At 56.0% G+C, this 21,427-nt stretch carries 18 protein-coding genes and 1 other RNA gene; 18 read left to right on the forward strand and 1 reads right to left on the reverse strand.

The window, feature by feature from the left end:
• Positions 1-7: 7 nt before the first annotated feature.
• The 18 genes from ABC336_RS27440 to ABC336_RS27525 all read left to right on the forward strand — a co-directional run bounded on the left by ABC336_RS27440 (position 8) and on the right by ABC336_RS27525 (position 19,393).
• Complete coding sequence (locus tag ABC336_RS27440) at positions 8-2,263, forward strand: HD family phosphohydrolase (protein WP_413241693.1); 2,256 nt, start codon at positions 8-10, stop codon at positions 2,261-2,263.
• A complete protein-coding gene (ybeY, locus tag ABC336_RS27445; RefSeq protein WP_413241694.1) occupies positions 2,260-2,757 on the forward strand; it encodes an rRNA maturation RNase YbeY in 498 nt (165 codons plus the stop codon). The genes ABC336_RS27440 and ybeY overlap by 4 nt, the downstream gene beginning before the upstream one ends.
• Entirely contained in the window at positions 2,757-3,113 is a 357-nt protein-coding gene (locus ABC336_RS27450) for a diacylglycerol kinase family protein (RefSeq protein WP_413241695.1), read from the forward strand. The genes ybeY and ABC336_RS27450 overlap by 1 nt, the downstream gene beginning before the upstream one ends.
• Before the next feature lie 32 nt (positions 3,114-3,145).
• Positions 3,146-3,634 carry a cytidine deaminase gene (locus ABC336_RS27455; protein WP_413241696.1) on the forward strand — a complete coding sequence of 163 codons (489 nt, stop codon included), beginning with the start codon at positions 3,146-3,148 and terminating at the stop codon, positions 3,632-3,634.
• Positions 3,635-3,640: 6 nt separating this feature from the next.
• Positions 3,641-4,558 (forward strand): GTPase Era, encoded by a 918-nt coding sequence (gene era / locus ABC336_RS27460; RefSeq protein WP_413241697.1) that lies wholly within the window; start codon positions 3,641-3,643, stop codon positions 4,556-4,558.
• Positions 4,559-4,890: 332 nt separating this feature from the next.
• Positions 4,891-5,055, forward strand: coding sequence for a YqzL family protein (locus ABC336_RS27465; RefSeq protein ID WP_413241698.1), 165 nt, complete (start codon positions 4,891-4,893; stop codon positions 5,053-5,055).
• Positions 5,056-5,100: 45 nt separating this feature from the next.
• Positions 5,101-5,865 carry a DNA repair protein RecO gene (gene recO, locus ABC336_RS27470; RefSeq protein ID WP_413241699.1) on the forward strand — a complete coding sequence of 255 codons (765 nt, stop codon included), beginning with the start codon at positions 5,101-5,103 and terminating at the stop codon, positions 5,863-5,865.
• Positions 5,866-6,274: 409 nt separating this feature from the next.
• Entirely contained in the window at positions 6,275-7,162 is an 888-nt protein-coding gene (gene glyQ, locus ABC336_RS27475) for a glycine--tRNA ligase subunit alpha (protein ID WP_413241700.1), read from the forward strand.
• Entirely contained in the window at positions 7,155-9,236 is a 2,082-nt protein-coding gene (gene glyS / locus ABC336_RS27480; RefSeq protein ID WP_413241701.1) for a glycine--tRNA ligase subunit beta, read from the forward strand. The genes glyQ and glyS overlap by 8 nt, the downstream gene beginning before the upstream one ends.
• Before the next feature lie 52 nt (positions 9,237-9,288).
• Positions 9,289-10,122, forward strand: coding sequence for a pyruvate, water dikinase regulatory protein (locus ABC336_RS27485; protein WP_413241702.1), 834 nt, complete (start codon positions 9,289-9,291; stop codon positions 10,120-10,122).
• 116 nt (positions 10,123-10,238) lie between these two features.
• Positions 10,239-10,709, forward strand: a complete 471-nt coding sequence (locus ABC336_RS27490) for a YaiI/YqxD family protein (RefSeq protein ID WP_413242622.1) — start codon at positions 10,239-10,241, stop codon at positions 10,707-10,709.
• Positions 10,710-10,751: 42 nt separating this feature from the next.
• The gene (dnaG, locus tag ABC336_RS27495) at positions 10,752-12,590 is read left to right on the forward strand and encodes a DNA primase (protein ID WP_413241703.1); all 1,839 of its coding nucleotides are present in this window, start codon (positions 10,752-10,754) and stop codon (positions 12,588-12,590) included.
• A gap of 28 nt (positions 12,591-12,618) precedes the next feature.
• Positions 12,619-13,746 (forward strand): RNA polymerase sigma factor RpoD, encoded by a 1,128-nt coding sequence (gene rpoD / locus ABC336_RS27500; protein ID WP_413241704.1) that lies wholly within the window; start codon positions 12,619-12,621, stop codon positions 13,744-13,746.
• Positions 13,747-13,853: 107 nt separating this feature from the next.
• A complete protein-coding gene (locus ABC336_RS27505) occupies positions 13,854-14,684 on the forward strand; it encodes a hypothetical protein (protein WP_413241705.1) in 831 nt (276 codons plus the stop codon).
• The gene (locus tag ABC336_RS27510) at positions 14,685-15,464 is read left to right on the forward strand and encodes a tRNA (adenine(22)-N(1))-methyltransferase (protein ID WP_413241706.1); all 780 of its coding nucleotides are present in this window, start codon (positions 14,685-14,687) and stop codon (positions 15,462-15,464) included.
• The gene (locus ABC336_RS27515) at positions 15,431-16,546 is read left to right on the forward strand and encodes a Nif3-like dinuclear metal center hexameric protein (protein ID WP_413241707.1); all 1,116 of its coding nucleotides are present in this window, start codon (positions 15,431-15,433) and stop codon (positions 16,544-16,546) included. The genes ABC336_RS27510 and ABC336_RS27515 overlap by 34 nt, the downstream gene beginning before the upstream one ends.
• 81 nt (positions 16,547-16,627) lie before the next feature.
• An RNA gene (gene rnpB, locus ABC336_RS27520) (RNase P RNA component class A) lies at positions 16,628-17,032 on the forward strand.
• A 264-nt stretch (positions 17,033-17,296) separates the two neighbouring features.
• Positions 17,297-19,393, forward strand: a complete 2,097-nt coding sequence (locus ABC336_RS27525; protein ID WP_413241708.1) for an alpha-amylase family protein — start codon at positions 17,297-17,299, stop codon at positions 19,391-19,393.
• Positions 19,394-19,435: 42 nt separating this feature from the next.
• On the opposite strand, the gene ABC336_RS27530 is transcribed toward ABC336_RS27525, so the two are convergent.
• Positions 19,436-21,337 carry a S8 family peptidase gene (locus tag ABC336_RS27530; protein ID WP_413241709.1) on the reverse strand — a complete coding sequence of 634 codons (1,902 nt, stop codon included), beginning with the start codon at positions 21,335-21,337 and terminating at the stop codon, positions 19,436-19,438.
• Between the last annotated feature and the right edge of the window lie 90 nt (positions 21,338-21,427).

Below are 21,427 nucleotides of genomic sequence, written 5' to 3' on the forward strand. Positions count from 1 at the left end.
AAGCCGTATGAACCGAAACCAGGCGACCAACCGGACGGGCTCTTCATCCTCCAAGCTGGCGGGCTGGCGGTACAGCAGGGGAGTTCGCTGGCTGTTGCTGCTTCTGTTTGTGCTGCTTTTCTATTTTAGCCTGGCACCGCATCTGGTACCCAAGACTTATAATATCGAACTCAATGATGTAAGCGACCGCAATATCGCCTCCCCGCGTCAGATTGACGATGAGAAGGCGACGATCAAAGCGCAGGAGGAAGCGGCAGAGCGCGTCCCGACCCAGTATAATATTGTGGCGCTGGGCAGCGAGAACCTGGTGGACGAGATCTTCCAGCGGATGGACCAGCTCAACGCCGACGATCAGGTCACGCTGCAGAACAAGATCGACATCTACCGGACGGAGATCCCCCGGAAATACGGCCAGTTCGTAGACGGATTCGTGCGCAGCAGGAGCAATTCGGACACCTATAACCCGACGCTGCTTGAAGAGATGCAGCTAATCGTCAAGGAGCAGGAGTATACGATTCCAGAAGAGACCTTCTACAAGCTGCCGCAGCTGAGCAGCGAGCGGATCCGGGCGATGCAGAGAGTGACGCGGGACATTGTGCGGGAGCTGATGTTGAACGAGCAGATGCGCGAGGCGGAGACGGCCCGGACGAAGGTGGCCGAGCTGGTCAATGCGAGCTCGCTGACCAGCCGGACAGAGCGTGAGATTGTCCAGGAGCTGGCGCGGTTCGCGCTGATGCCCAACAAGTTCGCCGACAAGGAAGCGACGGATGAGGCTAGACGTTCCGCCAAAGAGAATACGGCCAAGGTGGTCATCGAGGAAGGGGATATTATCGTCCGCCAGGGCGAGCGCATCACCCAGGAATCGTATGACCGTCTACAGATGCTTGGCCTCCTGCAGAACAAGAAAACCTACTGGCCGCAGCTGGGCCTGCTATTGATGAGCGCTTTGTTCCTGGTTATTATTTTCCAGTTTGTAGAGCGCTCGGCGACGATCTCCGCCCACGGCGAGAAGACGACATACAATAACGCGCAGCTCCTGATGCTGTGGCTGATCTTTTTCCTTAACCTGGCTATCATGCAGGTCGTCGCCATGACCCAGACTCAGAATGCTGCCTATGTAGGTTATGTAGCGCCTGTCGCCATGGGAACGATGCTGATCATGCTGCTGCTCGACACGCATCTGGCTATTATCAGCTCCGTTCTCTTCGCAGCGATCGGCAGCATCCTGTTCAGTGTCAAGCAAGATCAGATCTTCGATTATCATTACGGCTTTGTCTTTACAGTCGTCGCCTTCGCCGCGATCTTCTCGATCCATCGCGCGAGTCAGCGGTCGACGATCCTGAAGGCAGGGATCATGGTCAGTCTGTTTGGCTCATTGGCCGTCCTGTCCTTGCAGTTGATCAGCGATGTACCATCCAATACCCAGCTGCTGTATTCGGTCGGGTTTGCTTTTGCCAGCGGTCTGCTGACAGCGGTGCTCGTGATCGGCCTGATGCCGTTCTTCGAAGTCACCTTCGGCATCCTGTCCGCGCTCAAGCTGGTGGAGCTGTCCAATCCGAACCATCCGTTGCTGCGCAAGCTGCTGACGGAGACACCGGGGACCTATCATCACAGCGTTATGGTGGGCAACCTGTCGGAAGCGGCTGCCGAGGCTATCGGCGCCAACGGTTTGCTGTGCCGGGTCGGATCATTCTATCACGATATCGGCAAGACGAAGCGGCCGAGCTATTTTATCGAGAATCAGAGCAATATCGAGAATCCGCATGATTCGATGGATCCCAAGCTGAGCAAGGAGATCATCATCGCCCATGCGCGGGACGGGGTGGACATGCAGAAGAGTCACAATATCCCGAAACCGCTGCGCGATATCGCCGAGCAGCATCACGGCACGACCTTCCTGAAATATTTCTATCACAAGGCGCTGAAGATCGCCGAGGCGGAGGGCGTGGAGCCTGACTTCACCGAGGACGACTTCCGCTATCCCGGACCGAAAGCCCAATCCAAGGAAGCGGCGATCGTCGGGATCGCCGACTGTGTGGAGGCGGCCGTGCGGAGTCTCCGCAACCCGACGATGGAGCAGGTCGAGACGATGATCGCCAAAATTATTAAAAGCCGCATGGATGACAATCAGTTCAACGAATGCGACCTGACGCTCAAGGAGCTGGACATGATCGCCCATTCGTTGAAGGAGACGGTGATTGGCATTTTCCATTCGCGGATCGAGTACCCTGACGATACCAAACCAAAGGAGCGAGCCGAATGAGTATGCAGCTGGACTGGAGCAATGAGCAGGCGCAGGTGGACATCCCGGATGCATGGATCGCTCGGCTGGAGCAGCTGATGCAGCTGGCCGCCGAAGCCGAAGGTCTTGGCTCCGGCGAGGTGGCGCTCACCTTTGTCGACGATGCCGAGATCCATCGCTTGAATCGTGACTTCCGGAAGATTGATCGCCCCACCGATGTGCTCTCCTTCGCAATGCAAGAGGAGGGCGAGGAGGAAGCCGGCATCGTTTTTGACGAGGAGGCGGAGGGCGCTGCGGCCCTCGTCTCCGATATGCTGGGCGACATTATCATCTCGGCTGAACGAGCGAAGGCCCAAAGTCTCGAGTATGGCCATTCGCTGGAGCGTGAAGTGGGCTTTCTGTTCGTGCATGGCTTTCTCCATCTGCTCGGCTACGACCACCAGGACGAGGCCGGTGAACAGGAGATGACGGCCAAGCAGGAAGCTGTGCTGGCCAAGGCAGGTCTGAGCAGGTAATGCTGCACTTTGCCAGAAGTGTGCGGCAGGCGTGTGAAGGCATCGCATATGCTGTACGCGCGGAGCGGCATATGCGATTTCATCTGGGGGCAGCGGCGGCAGTGATGCTGTTGGCTGCCTTCCTGCGGTTGCAGCCGGCCCAGTGGGCGCTGCTGGTAGGCGCCTGTACGATGGTCATCGTAGCTGAGCTGATCAATACCGCCATCGAGAAGACCGTCGACCTGGCGATGCCGCAGCTGCATCCGCTCGCCCGCATCGCCAAGGACGCCGCCGCAGGCGCGGTACTGGCTGCGGCCGTCGGCGCGGCGCTGATCGGACTGCTGGTCCTCGGCCCGCCACTGCTCGCGCTGCTGTGATCCATGCGGCGGGAGGTGCATGTATGAGATGAATGTATGATAACTTAATGATGGAGGTGGGCATGATGGACAGCAGCGAGGCAGCCGAGCTGCAGGCGGCGGCGGTGTCAGCTAGAGACCGTGCTTATGCGCCGTACTCGAACTTCCAAGTCGGCGCGGCGCTGCTGGATGACCAGGGGCGCGTGCACGCAGGCTGCAATGTGGAGAACGCGGCTTACGGGCCTACCAATTGCGCGGAGCGGACGGCGCTCTTCCGGGCTATCGCCGACGGGGCGCGGCCGGGAGCTTTCCGGGGCATCGCTGTCGTTGGCGACACGCCTTCGCCCATCGCCCCCTGTGGCGTATGCAGACAGGTGATGATCGAGCTATGTCCGCCAGATATGCCGGTATGGATGGGCAATATACATGGACAATGGCAGCGGAGCACCGTTGCCGAGCTGCTTCCCGGGGCCTTTGTGCTCGTCCGGGAAGAGCCGGCCCCTCCGCAGCCGACACACAACCAAGATAAGGGAGGCGTGTAGCCAGCGATGACTACGCATCAAGATTCAACCAAGCAGGCATTCCGCTCCGGCTTCGTGGCTATCATCGGCCGGCCCAATGTCGGCAAGTCCACGCTGATCAATCAGATCATCGGCCAGAAGATCGCGATTATGTCGGACAAGCCGCAGACGACGCGCAACAAAATTCACGGTGTTTATACGACCGATTCGGCGCAGATCGTGTTTCTCGATACGCCGGGCATCCACAAGCCGACATCCAAGCTGGGCAACTATATGATCAAGGCAGCGGACAATGCATTGAGTGAAGTCGATGCGGCGCTATTCCTCGTCGATGTATCCGAAGGAATCGGCGGCGGCGACCGCTTTATTATCGAGAAGCTCAAAAAAACCGCGACACCGGTCGTTCTGGTGCTGAATAAGATCGATAAGGTGCATCCGGAACAACTGCTGGGGATTATTACACAATACAAAGACCTCCATGAGTTCGCCCAGATCGTCCCGGTCTCGGCTCTGCTGGGCAGCAATGTGGACACGCTGCTCGAGCAACTGCTGCCCTACATGCCGGAAGGACCGCAATACTATCCTGCCGACCAAGTGACGGATCATCCGGAACAATTCGTCTGCGCCGAGCTGATCCGCGAGAAAATCCTCCATCTGACACGCGAGGAGATCCCGCATTCGATCGCCGTCGAGATCGAGGATATGCGCGTCCAGGACAACGGTGTTGTCTATATCGGGGCGGTCATCTATGTCGAGCGGGACTCGCAGAAAGGGATCGTCATCGGCAAAAGCGGGGCGCTTCTCAAGGAGGTTGGCAAGCAGGCGCGGGCCGACATCGAGCTGCTGCTCGGCTCGCGCATCTTCCTGGAGCTGTGGGTGAAGGTCAAAAAAGACTGGCGCAACCAGGACCGGATGCTCAAGGATTTCGGTTACCGCCATGAATAAAGCGGAAGAGCGAGCTTTGACTGTGCTCGCTCGACGCACTTGCTTAAACTTCCCCCGCGGTGATAAACGAAGTAGACGGAATCGATTCTGCAGAAGCACCAGATTATTCTTTCGAAGTCGCTTTCCTGCGGAAAGCGTTTAGCGTTCGCCTTTGTTCCCGGAATTCAACCTCTGTCAGAGGCCAAGAATTCTGGGAACAACAGCGATCGGAAGAACGATCCGATTTACGCAGCTTATCACCGCACTTCTAGGATTCACCAGGATAACCGCCTTGGCAACATCGCATCCTACTACTGAAGCGAAGACCTTCAGCGAGAGGATGAGAATGAGATATGCGCAATTTTTCCTGGGGTTATTTTATGAAGACTGGCGATGTCGACGCATTTATGCTATACAAGGAAGCAGACGCGCTTGCTCTGTCTGAGGCGGAGCCGGGAGCAGCGGCAGACGAAGCTGCCGGAACCGATGGTATGGACGAGGCCAAGGCAGCCGAGTAAGTCCGCACGCTCTCCCGAAAGCGGCGAGATAGGGAGAGTACACAGATGCTGTACCGCACGGAAGGCATTGTCATCCGCAGCATGCCATATGGCGAAGGCAATGCGATCATTACCATTTTGACGAATACCCACGGCAAAGCGGGCATTATGGTGCGAGGCGCCAAGAAGCTCAAAAGTCGTCACGGCTCGCTGGCGCAGCCGTTCACCCATGGTGAATTTGTCTTCTTCAGGAAGAGCGGACTAGGTACGCTGAATCATGGCGAGATCATCGAATCCCACCATAAGCTCCGTGAGCGGTTGGAACTGTCCGCCTATGCCGCTTATGCGGCCGAGCTGTGCGACCGCGCACTTCAGGACGAAGAAGCAGGCGCATTCATATTCGAGCAGCTGCGGGCTTGCTTCTCCGCGCTTGAGGAAGGCAAGGACCCGCAGATCACGCTGCACCTGTTCGAGATGAAGATCATCCAGCTGGCCGGGTACGCTCCCCAGATGGACTGCTGCCTCCATTGCGGCCGCGAGGACGGTACCTTCAGCTTCAGCGCTCGCCTGGGCGGTATTCTATGTCACAGATGCCGGAGCATGGACACCTTTGCTCTGAAGCCTGGAGATGGCGCGCTTAAGCTGCTGCGGATGTTCAAGCAGCTGGATCTGCGCAGGCTGGGCAGCGTCCAGGTCAGCGCGGAGACCAAAGCCGAGCTGCGGACATGCATGCGCAGCATGCTGGACGCCCACTTGCCGCTGAACCTCAAGTCAAGGGATTTTCTCGACCAAATGGAGCCTTTATTTCAGAATGAGGCCGGAGACGAATAGATTGGTCCAGAAATAAACGCAAGCCCCCTCTCCCTGCAGCGGCCAAAGAAGCATTATTTCAAGCTCGAGCTAGTTGACTTGCGGCATCAACCCTGATATGATAAATCATTATGATAATCGGGAATCTCCCAAGGCGATTCCTGTCGGATGATGATGGAGAGAGTAATTGAATCTGACCTCTATCAGCGAGCCGGGGACGGTGCAAGCCCGGAGGGGAACGGTTCAGTGAAGGGCACTCCGGAGTGCGAGGCAGTACATGAAAGCGGGTCCGCCGGCGAGCGGGCCAAGTAGGGTGGAACCGCGGGTAAATTCCCGTCCCTACGTCTGTGACAGACGTAGGGACGGGATTTTTTGGCATGTCTAAGCCGCCTCCATGTCTGCGATTACTATGAGTCAGGAGTGAGCACGGATGAATGTTCAAAACATGATCCTCACGCTGCAGCAGTTCTGGGCAGAACAAAATTGTCTCCTTATGCAGCCGTACGACGTAGAAAAGGGAGCGGGGACGATGAATCCCATGACTTTCCTGCGATCGATCGGACCGGAGCCTTGGAATGTCGCCTATGTCGAGCCTTCCCGGCGTCCGGCGGACGGCCGCTATGGCGAGAATCCAAACCGGCTGTATCAGCACCATCAGTTCCAGGTCATCCTCAAGCCGTCCCCGGACGACATCCAGGAGTTGTATCTGGAAAGTCTGCGGCAGCTCGGCATCGATCCCCGTCATCACGATATCCGTTTCGTCGAGGATAACTGGGAATCGCCGACGCTCGGAGCCTGGGGACTCGGCTGGGAGGTATGGCTGGACGGCATGGAGATCACGCAGTTTACGTACTTCCAGCAGGTGGGCGGTATCGATGCCGTTCCGGTAGCTGTCGAGATTACCTATGGCATGGAGCGGCTGGCATCGTATATTCAGGACAAAGAGAATGTTTTCGAGCTGGAGTGGGTGAACGGAGTAACGTACGGCAACGTCTTCAAACAGCCGGAGTACGAGCATTCCAAATATACGTTTGAACTGGCTGATGCGTCCATGCTCTTCTCGTTGTTCGCCAAGTATGAGGAAGAAGCGAGACGGGCGTTGGCGGAGAGCCTCGTATTCCCGGCTTACGACTACGTGCTCAAATGCTCCCATACGTTCAATCTGCTCGATGCCCGCGGCGCCATCAGCGTGACGGAGCGGACCGGCTATATTACCCGCGTGCGCAATCTGGCGCGCCAGTGTGCGGCGACGTATCTGGAGGAACGCGAGAAGCTCGGCTTCCCGCTGCTTAAGAAGGAGGCGACACCCCATGAGTAGACATGTGCTGATGGAGATCGGCATGGAAGAAGTGCCGGCGCGGTTCGTGCGCGGAGCGATGAATCAGTTGCAGGAGCGGGTTGTCAAATGGCTGGCCGAAGCCCGGATCGGTCACGGTGCGGTCCATACCTACGCGACGCCGCGGCGTATTGCCCTGGTCATCGAAGACGTGGCCGAGAAGCAATCGGATATCCATGAGGAAGTGAAGGGACCCTCGCGCAAGATCGCACTGGATAGTGAAGGCAACTGGAGCAAAGCGGCGCTTGGGTTTGCCCGTAGTCAGGGCGTGGAACCGGATCAGCTGTTTATGAAAGAGCTGCAAGGTGTAGAGTATGTTTATGCCAACAAAAGCAGCCTTGGCCAAGAAACGTCGTCCGTGCTCTCCGAGGGCCTGCGGCAGCAAATCGTAGCTATGACGTTTCCCAAAAATATGCGCTGGGGCTCCCAGGAGCTCCGTTTCGTACGGCCGATCCGCTGGCTCATTGCGCTGCAGGGCTCAGAGATCATCCCGCTGGAGATCGCAGGTGTCGTGAGCGGAAATGTGTCGCAAGGCCACCGTTTCCTCGGAAGTACGGTCACCATCGATACGGCAGAGAGCTATGTTGATCGGCTGCGCGAGCAGCACGTGATCGTAGACGCTCGTGAGCGCGAAGAGATCATCATGAAACAGCTCGAGACGATGGGAACCGAACACGGCTGGGATATCGCCGTCAAGGAAGATCTGCTCGAAGAGATCGTCTTCCTGGTGGAGTATCCAACCGCGCTGCACGGCAGCTTTGACCCGTCGTTTCTGGAGATTCCCAAGGATGTGCTGATCACGTCGATGCGGGAGCATCAACGCTACTTCCCGGTATTGGATACTAAGGGCGAGCTGCTGCCGTACTTCGTGACGGTCCGCAACGGCGATGCGACGTCTATCGAGCAGGTGGCCAAAGGCAATGAGAAAGTATTGCGTGCCCGGTTGTCCGATGCCAAGTTCTTCTATGCAGAGGATCAGAAGCTGACGATTGAATCGGCGCTTGCCAAGCTGGAGTCGATCGTCTACCATGAGGAGCTTGGTACGACGGCCGAGAAGGTCGGCAGGATCCGCGAGGTTGCCCGTCGGCTGCATGAGAAGCTCAAGCTGAGCGGGGAAGAGGCGGCTGCTATCGATCGCGCTGCACAGATCGCCAAGTTTGACCTCGTGACCCAGATGGTCTATGAGTTCCCTGAGCTGCAGGGCATCATGGGCGAAGATTATGCCCGCAAAGCCGGCGAGTCCGAGGCCGTGTCCCGGGCGGTATTCGAGCATTACCAGCCTCGCTTCGCAGGGGAACAGGCGCCGGCTTCGGTACCGGGGGCGATCGTCGCCTTGGCGGACAAGATCGATACGATCGTCGGCTGCTTCTCGATCGGCATCATCCCCACGGGCTCGCAGGACCCGTACGCCCTGCGCAGACAGGCTGCAGGCGTGGTTCAGATTATGATCACGCACGGGTTCGAGCTGCTGCTAGGCGAGCTGTTCGATATCGCCCTGGATGTGCATGAGGCACGCGGACTGAAGCGGAACCGCGAGGAGGTGCGGGCGGAGCTGGCCGATTTCTTCGCGCTGCGGGTGAAGAATCTGCTGGGCGAGCATGGGATTCGCTACGATATCATCGATGCTGTCATGGCCTCGGGCTTCGACAATCTCCGGATGACCGTAGAGCGCGCTTCCGCACTGTTCGCTGCTGCAAGCGGCGAAGAGAAGGACAACTTCAAGCTTGCCGTCGATGCGCTCAACCGCGTCATGAATCTGGCCGCCAAAGCAGAACAAGCAGCGGTCGATCCGGCGCTCTTCTCCGAAGCTGTCGAGAACGAGCTGTATGAGCGATGGCAGCATGCGCATCCGCAAGTCGCCGCAGCGCTTGCTGCCGGTGATGCCGCAGAGGCCATCAGCCGCTTGGCGGCGCTGCGCGAGCCGATCACGGCCTACTTTGACAAGGTGATGGTCATGGCAGAGGATCCGGCGATCCGGGCGAATCGTCTTGGCCAGCTTGCGGATATGGCGGCGGGCATCCGGCCGATCGCGAATTTCGACAAGATCGTCTGGTAGGCCGGTACGCTCTGATTGACTCCGCAACAGAATCTGTCAGGAGGTGGTATGTGTGACTCTGGACCCGTTGACCTTGTTCCACAAAAATCCCGATGTCATCATCTATGTCGTCTCCGACTCGGCAGGCGATACCGGCGAACTGGTTGTGAGAGCGGCTATCGCTCAGTTCCATCCCGTGCATTCGGAGATCCGCCGGGCTTCGTTCATCCAGGATGAATCCGCCGTCGAACGGATGGTCAAGCTGGCCAAAGAGAATCAGGCTATCGTGCTGTATACGCTGGTTATCCCGCACTTGCGCGAATATATCGCCCGCTTGTGCGAGGACTATGGCGTGATCGCCATCGATCTGCTGGGTACGCTGATCACCAGCATGGAGCAGCGCATCGGGCGCAGCGCCCGCAATGAACCCGGCTTAAACCATGTATTGGACGAAGACTACTTCCGCAAGGTTGAAGCGGTGGAGTTTGCCGTCAAGTACGACGATGCGAAGGACACGAGCGGCGTACTCAAGGCGGACATCGTCCTGATCGGGGTGTCACGCACATCCAAAACGCCGTTGTCGATGTACCTGGCTCACAAAAAATTCAAAGTAGCCAACGTACCGTTGGTACCGGAGATCAAACCGCCGGATGAGCTGTTCGGACTGCCTGTCGACAAAGTGATCGGACTGACGATCGGTACGCATTATCTCAATGTGATCCGCAAGGAGCGCCTGAAGGCGCTTGGTCTGCCGGACAGCGCATCCTATGCGACCAAAGAACGAATCGAGCGGGAACTGCAGTATGCCCAGGATATAATGAAGCAGATTGGCTGTAAAGTGATCGACGTATCCCACCGCGCCGTTGAAGAAACGGCCAGTCTTATCCTTGAGCACGTTCGGAATTGAGAGGTTTTTCGACGAAAAAAAGTGAAATCCTCATTTCGCTTAGGAATCAGGCAGGATTTTAAGTTCAGGCAGCGTATATTATAATACGGAAGTTTACGAGGATGCGGTGATGCACTATCGAACATGAGGGGCCGACCATTGTTGTCGATGCCGACGCCTGTCCGGTCAAAGCGGAGATTGCCCAGACGGCGCGGAGGTTCTCCGTACCCGTGCTGCTGGTTGCTTCCTACGATCACAGACTGCAAGCCGAAGAAGGAGTTGACGTCGTGCAGGTGGACCGGAGCAGTCAGTCCGTCGATCTGTATATCGCCAACCACATCCGGCGGGGCGATATCGTGATCACCCAGGACTTTGGGCTGGCGACGATATCACTGGCCAAGGGAGCGACGGTGCTGTCGAATCGTGGGCAGCGGTATGATGACGCAACGATTGACTTCCTGATGGAGCGCAGGCACGAGACGGCCAAGATCAGAAGAGGCGGCGGCAGATCGAAGGGACCGCGAGCGATGTCGAACGAGGATCGGATTCGTTTTCAACAAAAGCTGACAAAAGTTTTGCAAAAGCGGCAGGAGATCAACGAGCCATAGCGAATAGTTATCTACGTGTTCCAAGGATGAAGGTGATCAAGCATGTCTTACGGTAAGATTCCAGAAGCAGTCATCGAAGAGATCCTTAAGCAGCACGACATTGTGGAAACAGTAGGAAAGTATGTTCATCTGTCCAAGAAGGGCAAATATATGACCGGTCTCTGCCCCTTTCATTCCGAGAAAACGCCGTCCTTCACCGTTACTCCCGAGAAGCAGATTTTCTATTGTTACGGCTGTGGCCAGGGCGGCGATGTCATCAAGTTCGTAGCGGAGATGGAGGGCTACTCTTTTCCGGAAGCGGTCACGGCGATGGCAGAGGAAGCAGGCATGCCGATCAGCTGGTCGCAAATCCCAGCCCAGCCGACCGAGCAGCAGCAGGAACGGGAAAAGCTGCTGGTCGCGCATGACTTCGCGGCAAGGTTCTACCATCATCTCCTGAAGAATACGGAGTTCGGACAGCCCGCGATGGCCTATCTGCGGGAGCGGGGACTGACGGACAAGCTGATCGACCAGTTTATGCTCGGATATGCGCCCGCGCGCTGGGACACGCTGCTGAACTTCTTGACCAAACGTGAGTATGATCTTGCACTGATGGAAAAAGGCGGGCTGCTATCCGCCAAGCAGGACGGCAGCGGCTTCGTCGATCGGTTTCGGGATCGGATCATGTTCCCGCTATGGGACAAGCGGGGCAAAGTCATTGCGTTCGCAGGTCGCAGCAACGGCGATGCCCAGCCCAAGTATCTCAACTCCCCGGAGACCCTGCTCTTCAATAAAGGGAGGAGCCTGTACCACTTCCATGCGGCCAGGCCCGAGATCCGCAAGTCCGGACGGATGGTGTTGTTCGAAGGCTATATGGATGTGATCAAAGCCTGGAGCGCCGGCGTCCACAATGGCGTCGCGACGATGGGGACGGCGCTGACGGACGAGCATGTCGAGCTGATCCGCCGGAATGCCTCCGAAATCGTCATCTGCTACGACGGGGACGGGGCAGGTCAGGCGGCGGCGCTCAAGACGATCCCGATGTTCGCCAAGGCAAGGGTGAATGCCAGCGTGGCGGTGCTTCCCCAGGGGCTCGATCCGGATGATTATATCACCACTAAAGGGCCGGAGACTTTCATCCGGGATGTGATGTCCCACACCGTATCGACGATGAAATTTAGACTACTATATTTGCGGAAAAACCATATACTGCTAGAAGAAGAGGGCCGCAAAAATTATGTCATGGCTGCAGTGAATCTGATCGCCGAACTGGAATCGGCCGTGGAGAAGGAGTTTTATCTGAAGGAGCTCGCCACCGAATTCGGATTTTCGCTCGAAACGCTGAAACATCAATGCAATCAAATCCAGCTGCAGCGCCAAAAAAACAGGAACAACGGGGATAATAACGAAATTCCGTGGAATAATGGTATGAATGAAAAACCGCGCTCATCCCGTACGCGCACCGTACTCCCCGCTTATCAAAAGGCGGAGCGGCACCTGCTGTACACGATGATGCACGATGCGGAAGTGGCCGGGATGGTCTATGACCGGCTGGGAGATACTTTCATTGTAGAGGATCATGCAGCGCTGGCTGCTTACTTATATGCTTACTATGGGCAGGGCAACGATCCGGATATCAGCCGATTCATGAGTACACTGCAGGATGACCGGCTGGAGCGCATTGCCAGCTCCATCCTGATGACCGACGATTATTCACCGTTTGGACCGGATCTGATGGAAGCATATATTCATGCGATACAAAAAGAGATTAGACACAGAGAGTTACATCAGCGCAAGGAAGAATGGGTGCGCGCCGAGCGAGCCGGCGATCCTGTTCAGGCAGCACAAATCTTGATTGAGATTAATGCCCTAGAAAGACAGCTAAAGGATGGATTAGGATGAACGTTTCTAGGGAGGAGGGAGTCGGAATATGGCGAATGATCAACATACTGAACTAGAAACAGAACAGAAGCTGGAGCTGGTCAAGGATCAGCTGATCGAACAGGGCAAAAAGAGATCGGCTTTGTCATACAAAGAGATTATGGAGAAGCTGGCCCCTTTTGAACAGGATCCGGAGCAGATCGACGAGTTTTTCGAGCAGCTCGACGATATGGGGATCGAAGTCACCAATGAGCGAGAGGAAGAGCTGCCGCTCGGCGCCCGCGAGGATCATGAGCGTGAGCATGATGATTTCAGCTTCGATGACGATCTGGCGCTTCCTCCCGGCATTAAGATCAATGACCCGGTACGCATGTATCTAAAAGAAATCGGCCGCGTTCCCCTGCTCTCCGCCGATGACGAAGTCGAGCTCGCGAAGCGGATTGAGAAGGGGGACGAAGAAGCGAAACGCCGTCTGGCGGAAGCCAATCTCCGTCTCGTCGTCAGTATAGCCAAGCGATATGTCGGCCGAGGCATGCTGTTCCTGGACCTTATCCAGGAAGGTAATATGGGCTTGATCAAAGCGGTCGAGAAATTCGACCATGATAAAGGCTTCAAATTCAGTACCTATGCAACCTGGTGGATTCGTCAGGCGATTACCCGCGCGATCGCGGATCAGGCCCGGACGATCAGGATCCCGGTGCACATGGTGGAGACGATCAACAAGCTGATCCGGGTATCCAGGCAGCTCCTACAAGAGCTCGGGCGCGAACCCACGCCGGAGGAGATCGCTGCAGAGATGGATCTGAGCACGGACAAGGTCAGAGAGATTATGAAGATCGCTCAGGAGCCGGTATCGCTTGAGACGCCGATCGGCGAAGAGGACGACTCACATCTTGGGGATTTCATCGAGGATCAGGAAGCTCTGGCCCCTGCGGACGCGGCAGCCTACGAGCTGCTCAAAGAGCAGTTGGAGGATGTGCTTGATACCTTGACCGAACGTGAAGAAAATGTATTGCGACTGCGCTTTGGTCTTGACGACGGACGCACCCGCACATTGGAGGAAGTCGGCAAAGTATTCGGCGTCACCCGTGAAAGAATCCGGCAGATCGAAGCCAAAGCGCTCCGGAAGCTCCGCCATCCGAGCCGCAGCAAACGGTTGAAGGATTTTCTCGAGTAAGCATTCGGACCTTCCTGCAGGTGCAGTAAGGTCTTTTTTCTTAAAAAAGCAAGCTCAAACAACCTCTAAAAATACTTAGGGCTCTGGAAGGGAACGGAGAAGAAAAGATGGATCAGGAACGCCGCAACGTGATCGTCAGGGAGATCGAGCACTGGCAGCGCAGCAAACTGCTGCCGGATCAGTACTGCGACTTTCTGCTGAATTTGTACCTTGATGAAGCTACAGAACGCACGCCTTCCGGTCTGGCGGGCAAGACGGCGGCGCTGGTCCGGCGTTCCCGGGGAAGCCAATGGTTTTATGGCGTCGGTTTAATTTCCTTGATCTGTATGATTGTCCTTTATTTTAACGATTTCCCTTTGATTTTGCAAATCGTTGTTCTGGTCGCTGCGACAGCGGTCCTGATCGCAGTAGGCCAGCGTAAACGGCACGCTCAAAAAGAATCGGTCGGAATGGCATGGATCGCATCGGGGATGCTAGCCATGCTGGGAGGCGGGCTTTACCTGCTGGAGAGACACGCTGAAGGATCCTGGGGCTGGCTGGGAGCTTTTCTGGGCTTGTGTGCGGTCTTCTGGATTGCGTATGGGCTGCTGGCTTCGATTCCGCTGCTGCATCTGTGCGGATGGGCTGCAGCTATGATGGTTTACGCCCTCTTGCTGCACCGGCTTACGGATCAGCCTGCGTGGTATGACATCCAATTATACTGGGTGCCGGTGGCGTTTTTATTCGCTTGGGGCAGCTGGCTCGTCCAGCGGTTAAGCAAGCGGGCGTCATCGATTTTCTTTGTCGGAGCGCTCCTGTTATGGTTTATGCCGGAGATCTATCATGCGGTACTGATCGATGAACCGGCATGGCTGCAGCTTCAACTGCTAGCCAAGCTGGCGATAGCCGGAATATTGCTGTTTACATTACGAAAAAAATGGATTGCGTGGGTAGCATAAATGATTAAAATTTCCAGAAGACTGCAATGTATTGCGGAGCAGCTAATCCCCGGCCAGCGGGTCGCAGATATCGGCTCGGACCATGCGCTGCTGCCTGTATATCTGGTGCAGCAGGGCATAGCTGCCTCGGCGGTGGCGGGTGAAGTGACGGAAGGTCCGTTCGCGGCTGCGGCTAGAGGCGTCCGAGATAACGGACTGCAGGACAAGATTCTTGTTCGCAGAGGCAACGGCCTTGAGGTCGTTGCCCCTGGGGAGGTCGATGCCGTGACGATCGCCGGCATGGGGGGCTCGCTCATCCGGGACATCCTTGAAGCCGGCCGGGAGCGAGGCAAGCTGGCGGGAGTGAAGCAGCTTGTCCTGCAGCCCAATATCGGCGAGGACACGGTGCGCCGGTGGCTGCGGCAGCATGGCTGGGAGCTCGTGGCCGAACATATACTCGAGGAAGACGGCAAAATCTATGAAATCTTGAGTGCAGTTGCGGTATCTGCATCTGTCCGGGCAGAAAGCGTTTATGACGTAGAACGATTCCATGTACTCACAGGCTGCCGGGTGTCGGAGGAGCGGTTGCTGCAGATGGGACCTCTGCTGGCGCTGCAGGCTTCTCCCGTCTGGCACAAAAAGTGGCAGAGCGAACTGAAGAAGATGGAGTGGATCGCCAGCCAGCTGGCAGTCTCGGAGCTGGCAGCTTCGAAGCAGAAGCGATCGGCGCTAGAGCATGAGATGGATGAAATCAGGGAGGTGCTGTCATGTATGCCCATGGACAAACCGTCATTGGCCTGATGGAGCAGCTTGCCCCGAAGCGATATGCGGTGGAAGGCGATAAAATCGGACTGCAGCTCGGAACACTCCAGAAGGAAATCCGCAAGGTGCTGATCGCCCTGGATGTGAATGATGAAGTGGTGGAAGAGGCGATAGCTGCCGGAGCCGATCTGATCATTGCGCATCATGCGATTATTTTCCGGCCGCTGGCCAAGCTTGATTTCACGACGCCGGCTGGACGGCTGTACGAGAAGCTTATCAAGCATGATATTGCGGTATATATCTCCCATACCAATCTCGATGTGGCTGCTCCTGGCATCAACGAATGGATGGCTGAGCTGCTTCAGCTCGAAGGCCGGGATTGTCTGGAGGATGTCTATACGGAGGAGTTGTACAAGCTGGTCGTATTTGTTCCCGAAGACCATCAGGATCAAGTGCGGGAAGCGATCTGGCGGGCCGGGGGCGGCGCGATCGGGGCCTACAGCTGCTGCAGCTTCAATACGGAAGGAACAGGAACGTTCCTGCCTGGTTCAGGAACACATCCGCATATCGGTCAGCAGGGCAAGCTGGAGCGGGTGCGCGAGGTCAAAATCGAGACAGTCGTAACCTCCCAGTACAAACGACGGGTCGTACAGGCGATGATCAAGAGTCACCCCTACGAAGAAGTGGCATATGATCTGTATCATCTGGATCAGAAGGGCCCTTCTCTTGGACTGGGCAGGGTAGGCCGGCTGCCGGCTGTCCTTACGCTAGCGGACCTGGCAGAGCAGGTCAAGCAGGCATTCGAAGTGCCTGCCGTCCGCGTGGTCGGCGATCTCTCCGCGGACGTCAGCAAGGTCGCCGTGCTGGGCGGCTCCGGCGGACGGTATGTGCGTCATGCGTTATTCAAGGGAGCAGACGTACTGGTCACCGGGGATATCGATTATCATACCGCCCAGGACGCGCTCGCCGAAGGCCTGTTCATCATCGATCCCGGACACAATATCGAGAAGCTCATGAAGCCGCGCGTAGCCGAGTGGCTGTCAGCCCGTCTTCAGGATCAGAAGTACAAAACCGAAGTCGTCGCCTCCGCGATCGATACAGAGATTTTTAAATTTCTATAGTGCAGCATGGCAGCAGTGAATTTGGTTTAAGTTGTTTGTTGAGGTTTAGGAGAATTCCTAGTATAATGTTAGATGCACCGGAAAGTCTGACAGACAATCGCTGGCAGCTTCATGCTGCGAGAGGAAAGTCCGGGCTCCATAGGGCAGGATGCTGGATAACGTCCAGTCGGCGCGAGCCGAAGGATAGTGCCACAGAAACGGACCGCCGATGGCTGGCCGCAAGGCTATGCACAGGCAAGGGTGGAACCGTGGTGTAAGAGACCACGAGCGGCTATGGTGACATAGCGGCTGGTAAACCCCATCTGGAGCAAGACCGAAGAGAATGCAGCGGCAACGCAGCTCTGGCACCGGAGTGCATTCGGGTTGGTCGCTTGAACGAATCAGCAATGGTTTGTCTAGATAGATGATTGTCGCTTCATTAGTGGGAGGGTCGTTCCCGTTCGGACCACCAGAAGCACAGAACCCGGCTTACGGCAGACTTTCCGTCACGATATTACTTAACTTCCCGCTGTATTAGCAGCATCAATAAACTGCTTGGCAATCGTTCTCAGGTTGCCAGGCAGTTTATTTTTTTGAAGCAGCTGGAGGACATGCATAATTTGTGAGTCAGTCATTATTTGTGATCAGGCGAGATTGCATATTCTGTATCTTTGCGCGAGCCGGGAATCTGACTATACTTGATGTGCACAAGCAGATGGTTAACGCTTACTCGTCTTCATGAAAATGCTGCTCACAGGAGGGACGTCCCAGATGAAGGAACTTCAGACACAAGCCAATGGTTACGCAGTTGCTCCAGTACGCGTGGAATGGAGGCCGTTCAATACACTTCACAGCAAAGCAGAATTATGCGAAGCCATGGATACTCTCGAAGCTTGCGGAGTGACAGCTTGGTGGTACAGCGCAGCTGCAAAAGGTTCTTATCCGATGTTTCAAAGCAATCATCTTCCCTATCATGCGGAAGCGGACAAAGAGTTGTTCCTATGGCTGACAGACGAGGCGCACCGGCGCGGCTTCTCTATATTCAGCTGGGAGTATCTGAATACGGCTCCTTTGCTTACAGAGAAGCACCCGGAGTGGCGATATCAATATTTTGATCAGCACCTAAAGGAGAATACGATCCGCGATAATCATTATGTATGCCATAATTCACCTTACGGTGATCTGCTAAAGAAATATTGCGTAGAGGTCGTTCAAGAACTCGGTTTTGACGGGATCTGGTTTGATGGCTGTTATATGCATAGCGCACCCGGCGAGCGAATGGCATGCCGCTGTACATTCTGTCAAGCCAAATACGAACTGGACACGGGGCAGCCGATCCCGGACACCATTCAGTTCAACGATGTTTCTTTTCGGCGGTTCATGGAATGGCGATATGAAGATTTTACCGCTTATTGGCGCTCATTAAGCCAGTACGTTAAGGACCATAAGGCCGATGCCCTGATTGTCTTCAATTATTTCAATCGGCTCGGTCATGAATATTTGAGCGGGTCGCCGCTCAGGGCAATGCCGATGGAGGGCATGATCGCCTCGGAATCTTGTTCCAAGCCCTATCAACTCGTATTGCAGCATAAGCTGCTTCAGTCCCTGAATCCTAAATATCCATCAGAGGTGTGGGACTATATGCGCGATGCCAGCGGTCAGCATGGTATTGCCACTCCGAATGCCGAACCCGAAGCGGCAATCTTCCATAGTCTGGCCAGCGCTTCGGCAGGCGGTTATGCCAGTCTTGGCGCAGAGGGCAGAACACTCGGAGAGAATAAGGCGCTGATGAAAGCGGTGTCTCGTGCAATGGCGCCAGTGGCGGATTTCATCGGGGGAAAACAGGTGAACAGCATTGGGCTAGTTGTTTCTGGAGCGACAAAAGATTATGGACATCCAACTGCTGACGGCCTTCAAGCCGATGCAATGCCTGCATGGCGAGCGGCCCATGGTCTTCATAACCTGTTTAATGGTCTACACTGGCCCACAGAAGCGGTATTGGATAATCAGTTAACACTTTCCTCGTTGAAACGTTGGCCAATGATCGTTCTGCCTGATGTGCAGTGCCTTTCGGATGAATCGGTTGCCGCTTTGATGGATTATACGGAAGAGGGCGGCAACTTGGTCATAACCGGTCAGTGCGGCATCAAAAATGCCTTGGGCGAGATGCGAACCCGGGGGGCGCTGGATGAGTGGGCGGGGATCGTTTGGAAAGACGAGCATGCGGCCAAGCCGATTGTAAAACCGGTTGCAGAACGGTGGGCTAACAGCATGTCCGAGTCTTTTTTGCTGGCAGGTGCTGCACATGCGGTGCGAACGACCGGGACTGAAGTATGGGCAACCGCCACCTACAGAACCGGGGATACGAGCAAAAAATGGACGAAGGAAGGTCCGGTTCGCAATCAAAACCCGCTCATACAAGGTGAGAGCATATTCAAGAAAAAAATGGGTCAAGGCATGCTCATCTATGTTGCGCATAATATCGGTGCTGGTTATGCTGATTATCCAAGCAAGCGGGCCCGTCAGGTCCTTCGCGGTTTGCTGGAGCCGCACTACCAGCCGCCATTCACGGCAGATGCGTCAAGCACGGTATTGACGATGCTCTGGCAACAGGAAGGAAGACAAGCCTTGCACCTATTGCAGTTGCCTGACAGCATCGTGCATTTCGGTATCCATGGGAAAGCTCCGATCTACCCGGAAGAATGGCCGGTGCTGGCTCCGATCACGATTCGGATCCAGGATGCGGGGCAACAAGTTTATTCGCCCACCTTGCATCCTCTGATCGTATCCAGGCAGGATGAGATCCTTACGATACGAGTATCCAATTTATGTCGTCATGCGCTGATCGTGCTCGAAGCCGGCCAGTAATAAGAGCCCCCGTGAACGTGCGACGGGGGCTTCTTTCTGTTGTTATTTCAAACGAAGAAAGCGTGTTATCGCATGAAACAGATCATCAAGCGTACGAATCGAGTTGTCGCTTCGCAGTGGCTCGTAGGAGCTGCCGCTGGCTGCCTGCAGCGCATGAATGGCATCGATTTGACCGAAGCCGAACTCGTCATCCTTGCCCGGCCTTCCCAGATCGATAGCGGTGCTGCGCATGATGTCCATCACTTCCTCGTTGGTAAGAAGCGGATTCAGAGTCCGGATAAGGCCTGCCAGACCGGCGACATGGGGACTGGCCATCGAGGTGCCGGAGAGCGCGGCGTACTGGTTGCCGGGATAAGTGCTGGCGATGCCATCGCCAGGAGCTGCGACATCGATGTAATCGCCATAATTGGAGAAGGGCGCTCGGGCCTGTTGGCTGTCGGTCGCTCCTACGGCAAACACTTCCGGATAGGCTGCCGGGTATCCTGGCCGCGAGGTATTGTCGTTGCCGCTGGCTGCGATCAGGACAACGTCGCGGTCATAGGCGTAACGGATGGCGTCATGCAGGAATTGGGCGGAAGCGTAGTTGCCCAAGCTCATGTTGATGACCTTGGCGCCGTGATCCGTAGCCCAGATGATCCCCTCGGCAACAGAATAGGTCGTGCCTTCTCCGGAGCTGTCCAGCACTTTGACCGGCATGATCTTGTTATACCAGGAGACGCCGGCAACACCCTCATTATTATTGACCGCAGCGGCGATGATGCCGGCGACATGCGTACCATGGCCGACATCATCCTCGGCGGCGCTGCTGCCGTTGATAACATTGTACCCTTCGGCAAGCTGTCCCAGCAGGTCGGGATGATCTGATTGGACACCGGTATCGAGCACGGCCACGACGACATCTTCCCCGCCCTTGGAGACGTTCCAGCCGGTCTCGGCAGCAATGCTGGAGAGGTTCCACTGATACTGGGAGTAGAGCGCATCATTGGGAATGATCGGCTGCAGCTCGTCTTCCATCGCCTGATGCTTCCCTTGCTCCAGTTCTTCAAGGGAGCGCATATTGGTTATATATAAATAATGCGGCTCTACGTAAGCCGGGTTCCACTGTCGTTCAAAATAATTCATTAATTGCTCTGTGCTCATCGCGGAAGAGCGGAACACATAGGTATAGCCCAGCTTGCGGACAGCTGTGGCGCCAATCTCGCTTCTGATCCGGTTCATGCTGACAGCATCCGGCTCCTGACGGAACCGCACGACCGCTTCATTGACGTGGAAATGACTTGCATTTCCATTATCTTCGCCGTCTGTGACAGTCACATCCTGTGTCGTATTGGGGATGACGGATTCGGTCCGATACCTTCCTTCAGCTGGATAAGGGACCAGCCGCAGATTGCGGCGCTGATGACGCTCTACATCGCCGAGGATGCGATGGTTCATTACTGCGATTACGCCTTCGCCTTCTTGCCCTGCCCGAGGCACAGCCAGCACGGTATAGTCGGCCCCGTCGCGGTGGAGATTGCCAGAGTCGTACATGTCTCCCGCAGCCAGTCTGGCGCGGGCACGCTCCATGGGTCCGGTTAACTGCCGGACTGTCTTATCGTCCAGCTTGTCTGCCGACACGGCTTCTTCTCCTTGACTCATCCACTCCAGTCTGGCGATGTGCGGATGGCTGTCCATGAGCTTCGACAATAATGGCTTGCGGCTTTCGGGATCCGGCGAATCGGACAGCATGGTTTGCAGCTCGCGGATGCAGTCCAGCTTGGACAGGCGCTCGGTCGCTTGGACGTCCCGCATGACCGTGTATTGCTTGAGCCGAGCTTCCTCCTGGGCGGCAGAAGCGTCCGGGTCTGCTGGCGAGGTGGAGCGGGTCAAGAGGGGCAAGGCCAACAGAAGCAGAGCAATTACCGGCAATACAGCAAGCCAACCATACGGGCGGCGACGGTGCATCGTAAACAACCTCCATCAGAGTGTAGTAATTATAACTTAGGGTAGGAAAGCCGGGCACAAAATATACGCCACCCCTCCGCAATAGGCAGT

Origin of the sequence: Paenibacillus jepli (assembly GCF_047238105.1) — a bacterium.
Lineage (GTDB): Bacteria > Bacillota > Bacilli > Paenibacillales > Paenibacillaceae > Paenibacillus_D.

Coding starts and splice junctions, on each gene's coding strand:
- ABC336_RS27530 (WP_413241709.1), bottom strand. CDS start 21,337: ATGCACCGTCGCCGCCCGTATGGTTGGCTTGCTGTATTGCCGGTAATT.
- era (WP_413241697.1), top strand. CDS start 3,641: ATGACTACGCATCAAGATTCAACCAAGCAGGCATTCCGCTCCGGCTTC.
- ABC336_RS27450 (WP_413241695.1), top strand. CDS start 2,757: ATGCTGCACTTTGCCAGAAGTGTGCGGCAGGCGTGTGAAGGCATCGCA.
- ABC336_RS27465 (WP_413241698.1), top strand. CDS start 4,891: ATGCGCAATTTTTCCTGGGGTTATTTTATGAAGACTGGCGATGTCGAC.
- dnaG (WP_413241703.1), top strand. CDS start 10,752: ATGTCTTACGGTAAGATTCCAGAAGCAGTCATCGAAGAGATCCTTAAG.
- glyQ (WP_413241700.1), top strand. CDS start 6,275: ATGAATGTTCAAAACATGATCCTCACGCTGCAGCAGTTCTGGGCAGAA.
- rpoD (WP_413241704.1), top strand. CDS start 12,619: ATGGCGAATGATCAACATACTGAACTAGAAACAGAACAGAAGCTGGAG.
- ABC336_RS27515 (WP_413241707.1), top strand. CDS start 15,431: ATGTATGCCCATGGACAAACCGTCATTGGCCTGATGGAGCAGCTTGCC.
- recO (WP_413241699.1), top strand. CDS start 5,101: ATGCTGTACCGCACGGAAGGCATTGTCATCCGCAGCATGCCATATGGC.
- ABC336_RS27440 (WP_413241693.1), top strand. CDS start 8: ATGAACCGAAACCAGGCGACCAACCGGACGGGCTCTTCATCCTCCAAG.
- ABC336_RS27455 (WP_413241696.1), top strand. CDS start 3,146: ATGTATGATAACTTAATGATGGAGGTGGGCATGATGGACAGCAGCGAG.
- ABC336_RS27505 (WP_413241705.1), top strand. CDS start 13,854: ATGGATCAGGAACGCCGCAACGTGATCGTCAGGGAGATCGAGCACTGG.
- ABC336_RS27510 (WP_413241706.1), top strand. CDS start 14,685: ATGATTAAAATTTCCAGAAGACTGCAATGTATTGCGGAGCAGCTAATC.
- ybeY (WP_413241694.1), top strand. CDS start 2,260: ATGAGTATGCAGCTGGACTGGAGCAATGAGCAGGCGCAGGTGGACATC.
- glyS (WP_413241701.1), top strand. CDS start 7,155: ATGAGTAGACATGTGCTGATGGAGATCGGCATGGAAGAAGTGCCGGCG.
- ABC336_RS27525 (WP_413241708.1), top strand. CDS start 17,297: ATGAAGGAACTTCAGACACAAGCCAATGGTTACGCAGTTGCTCCAGTA.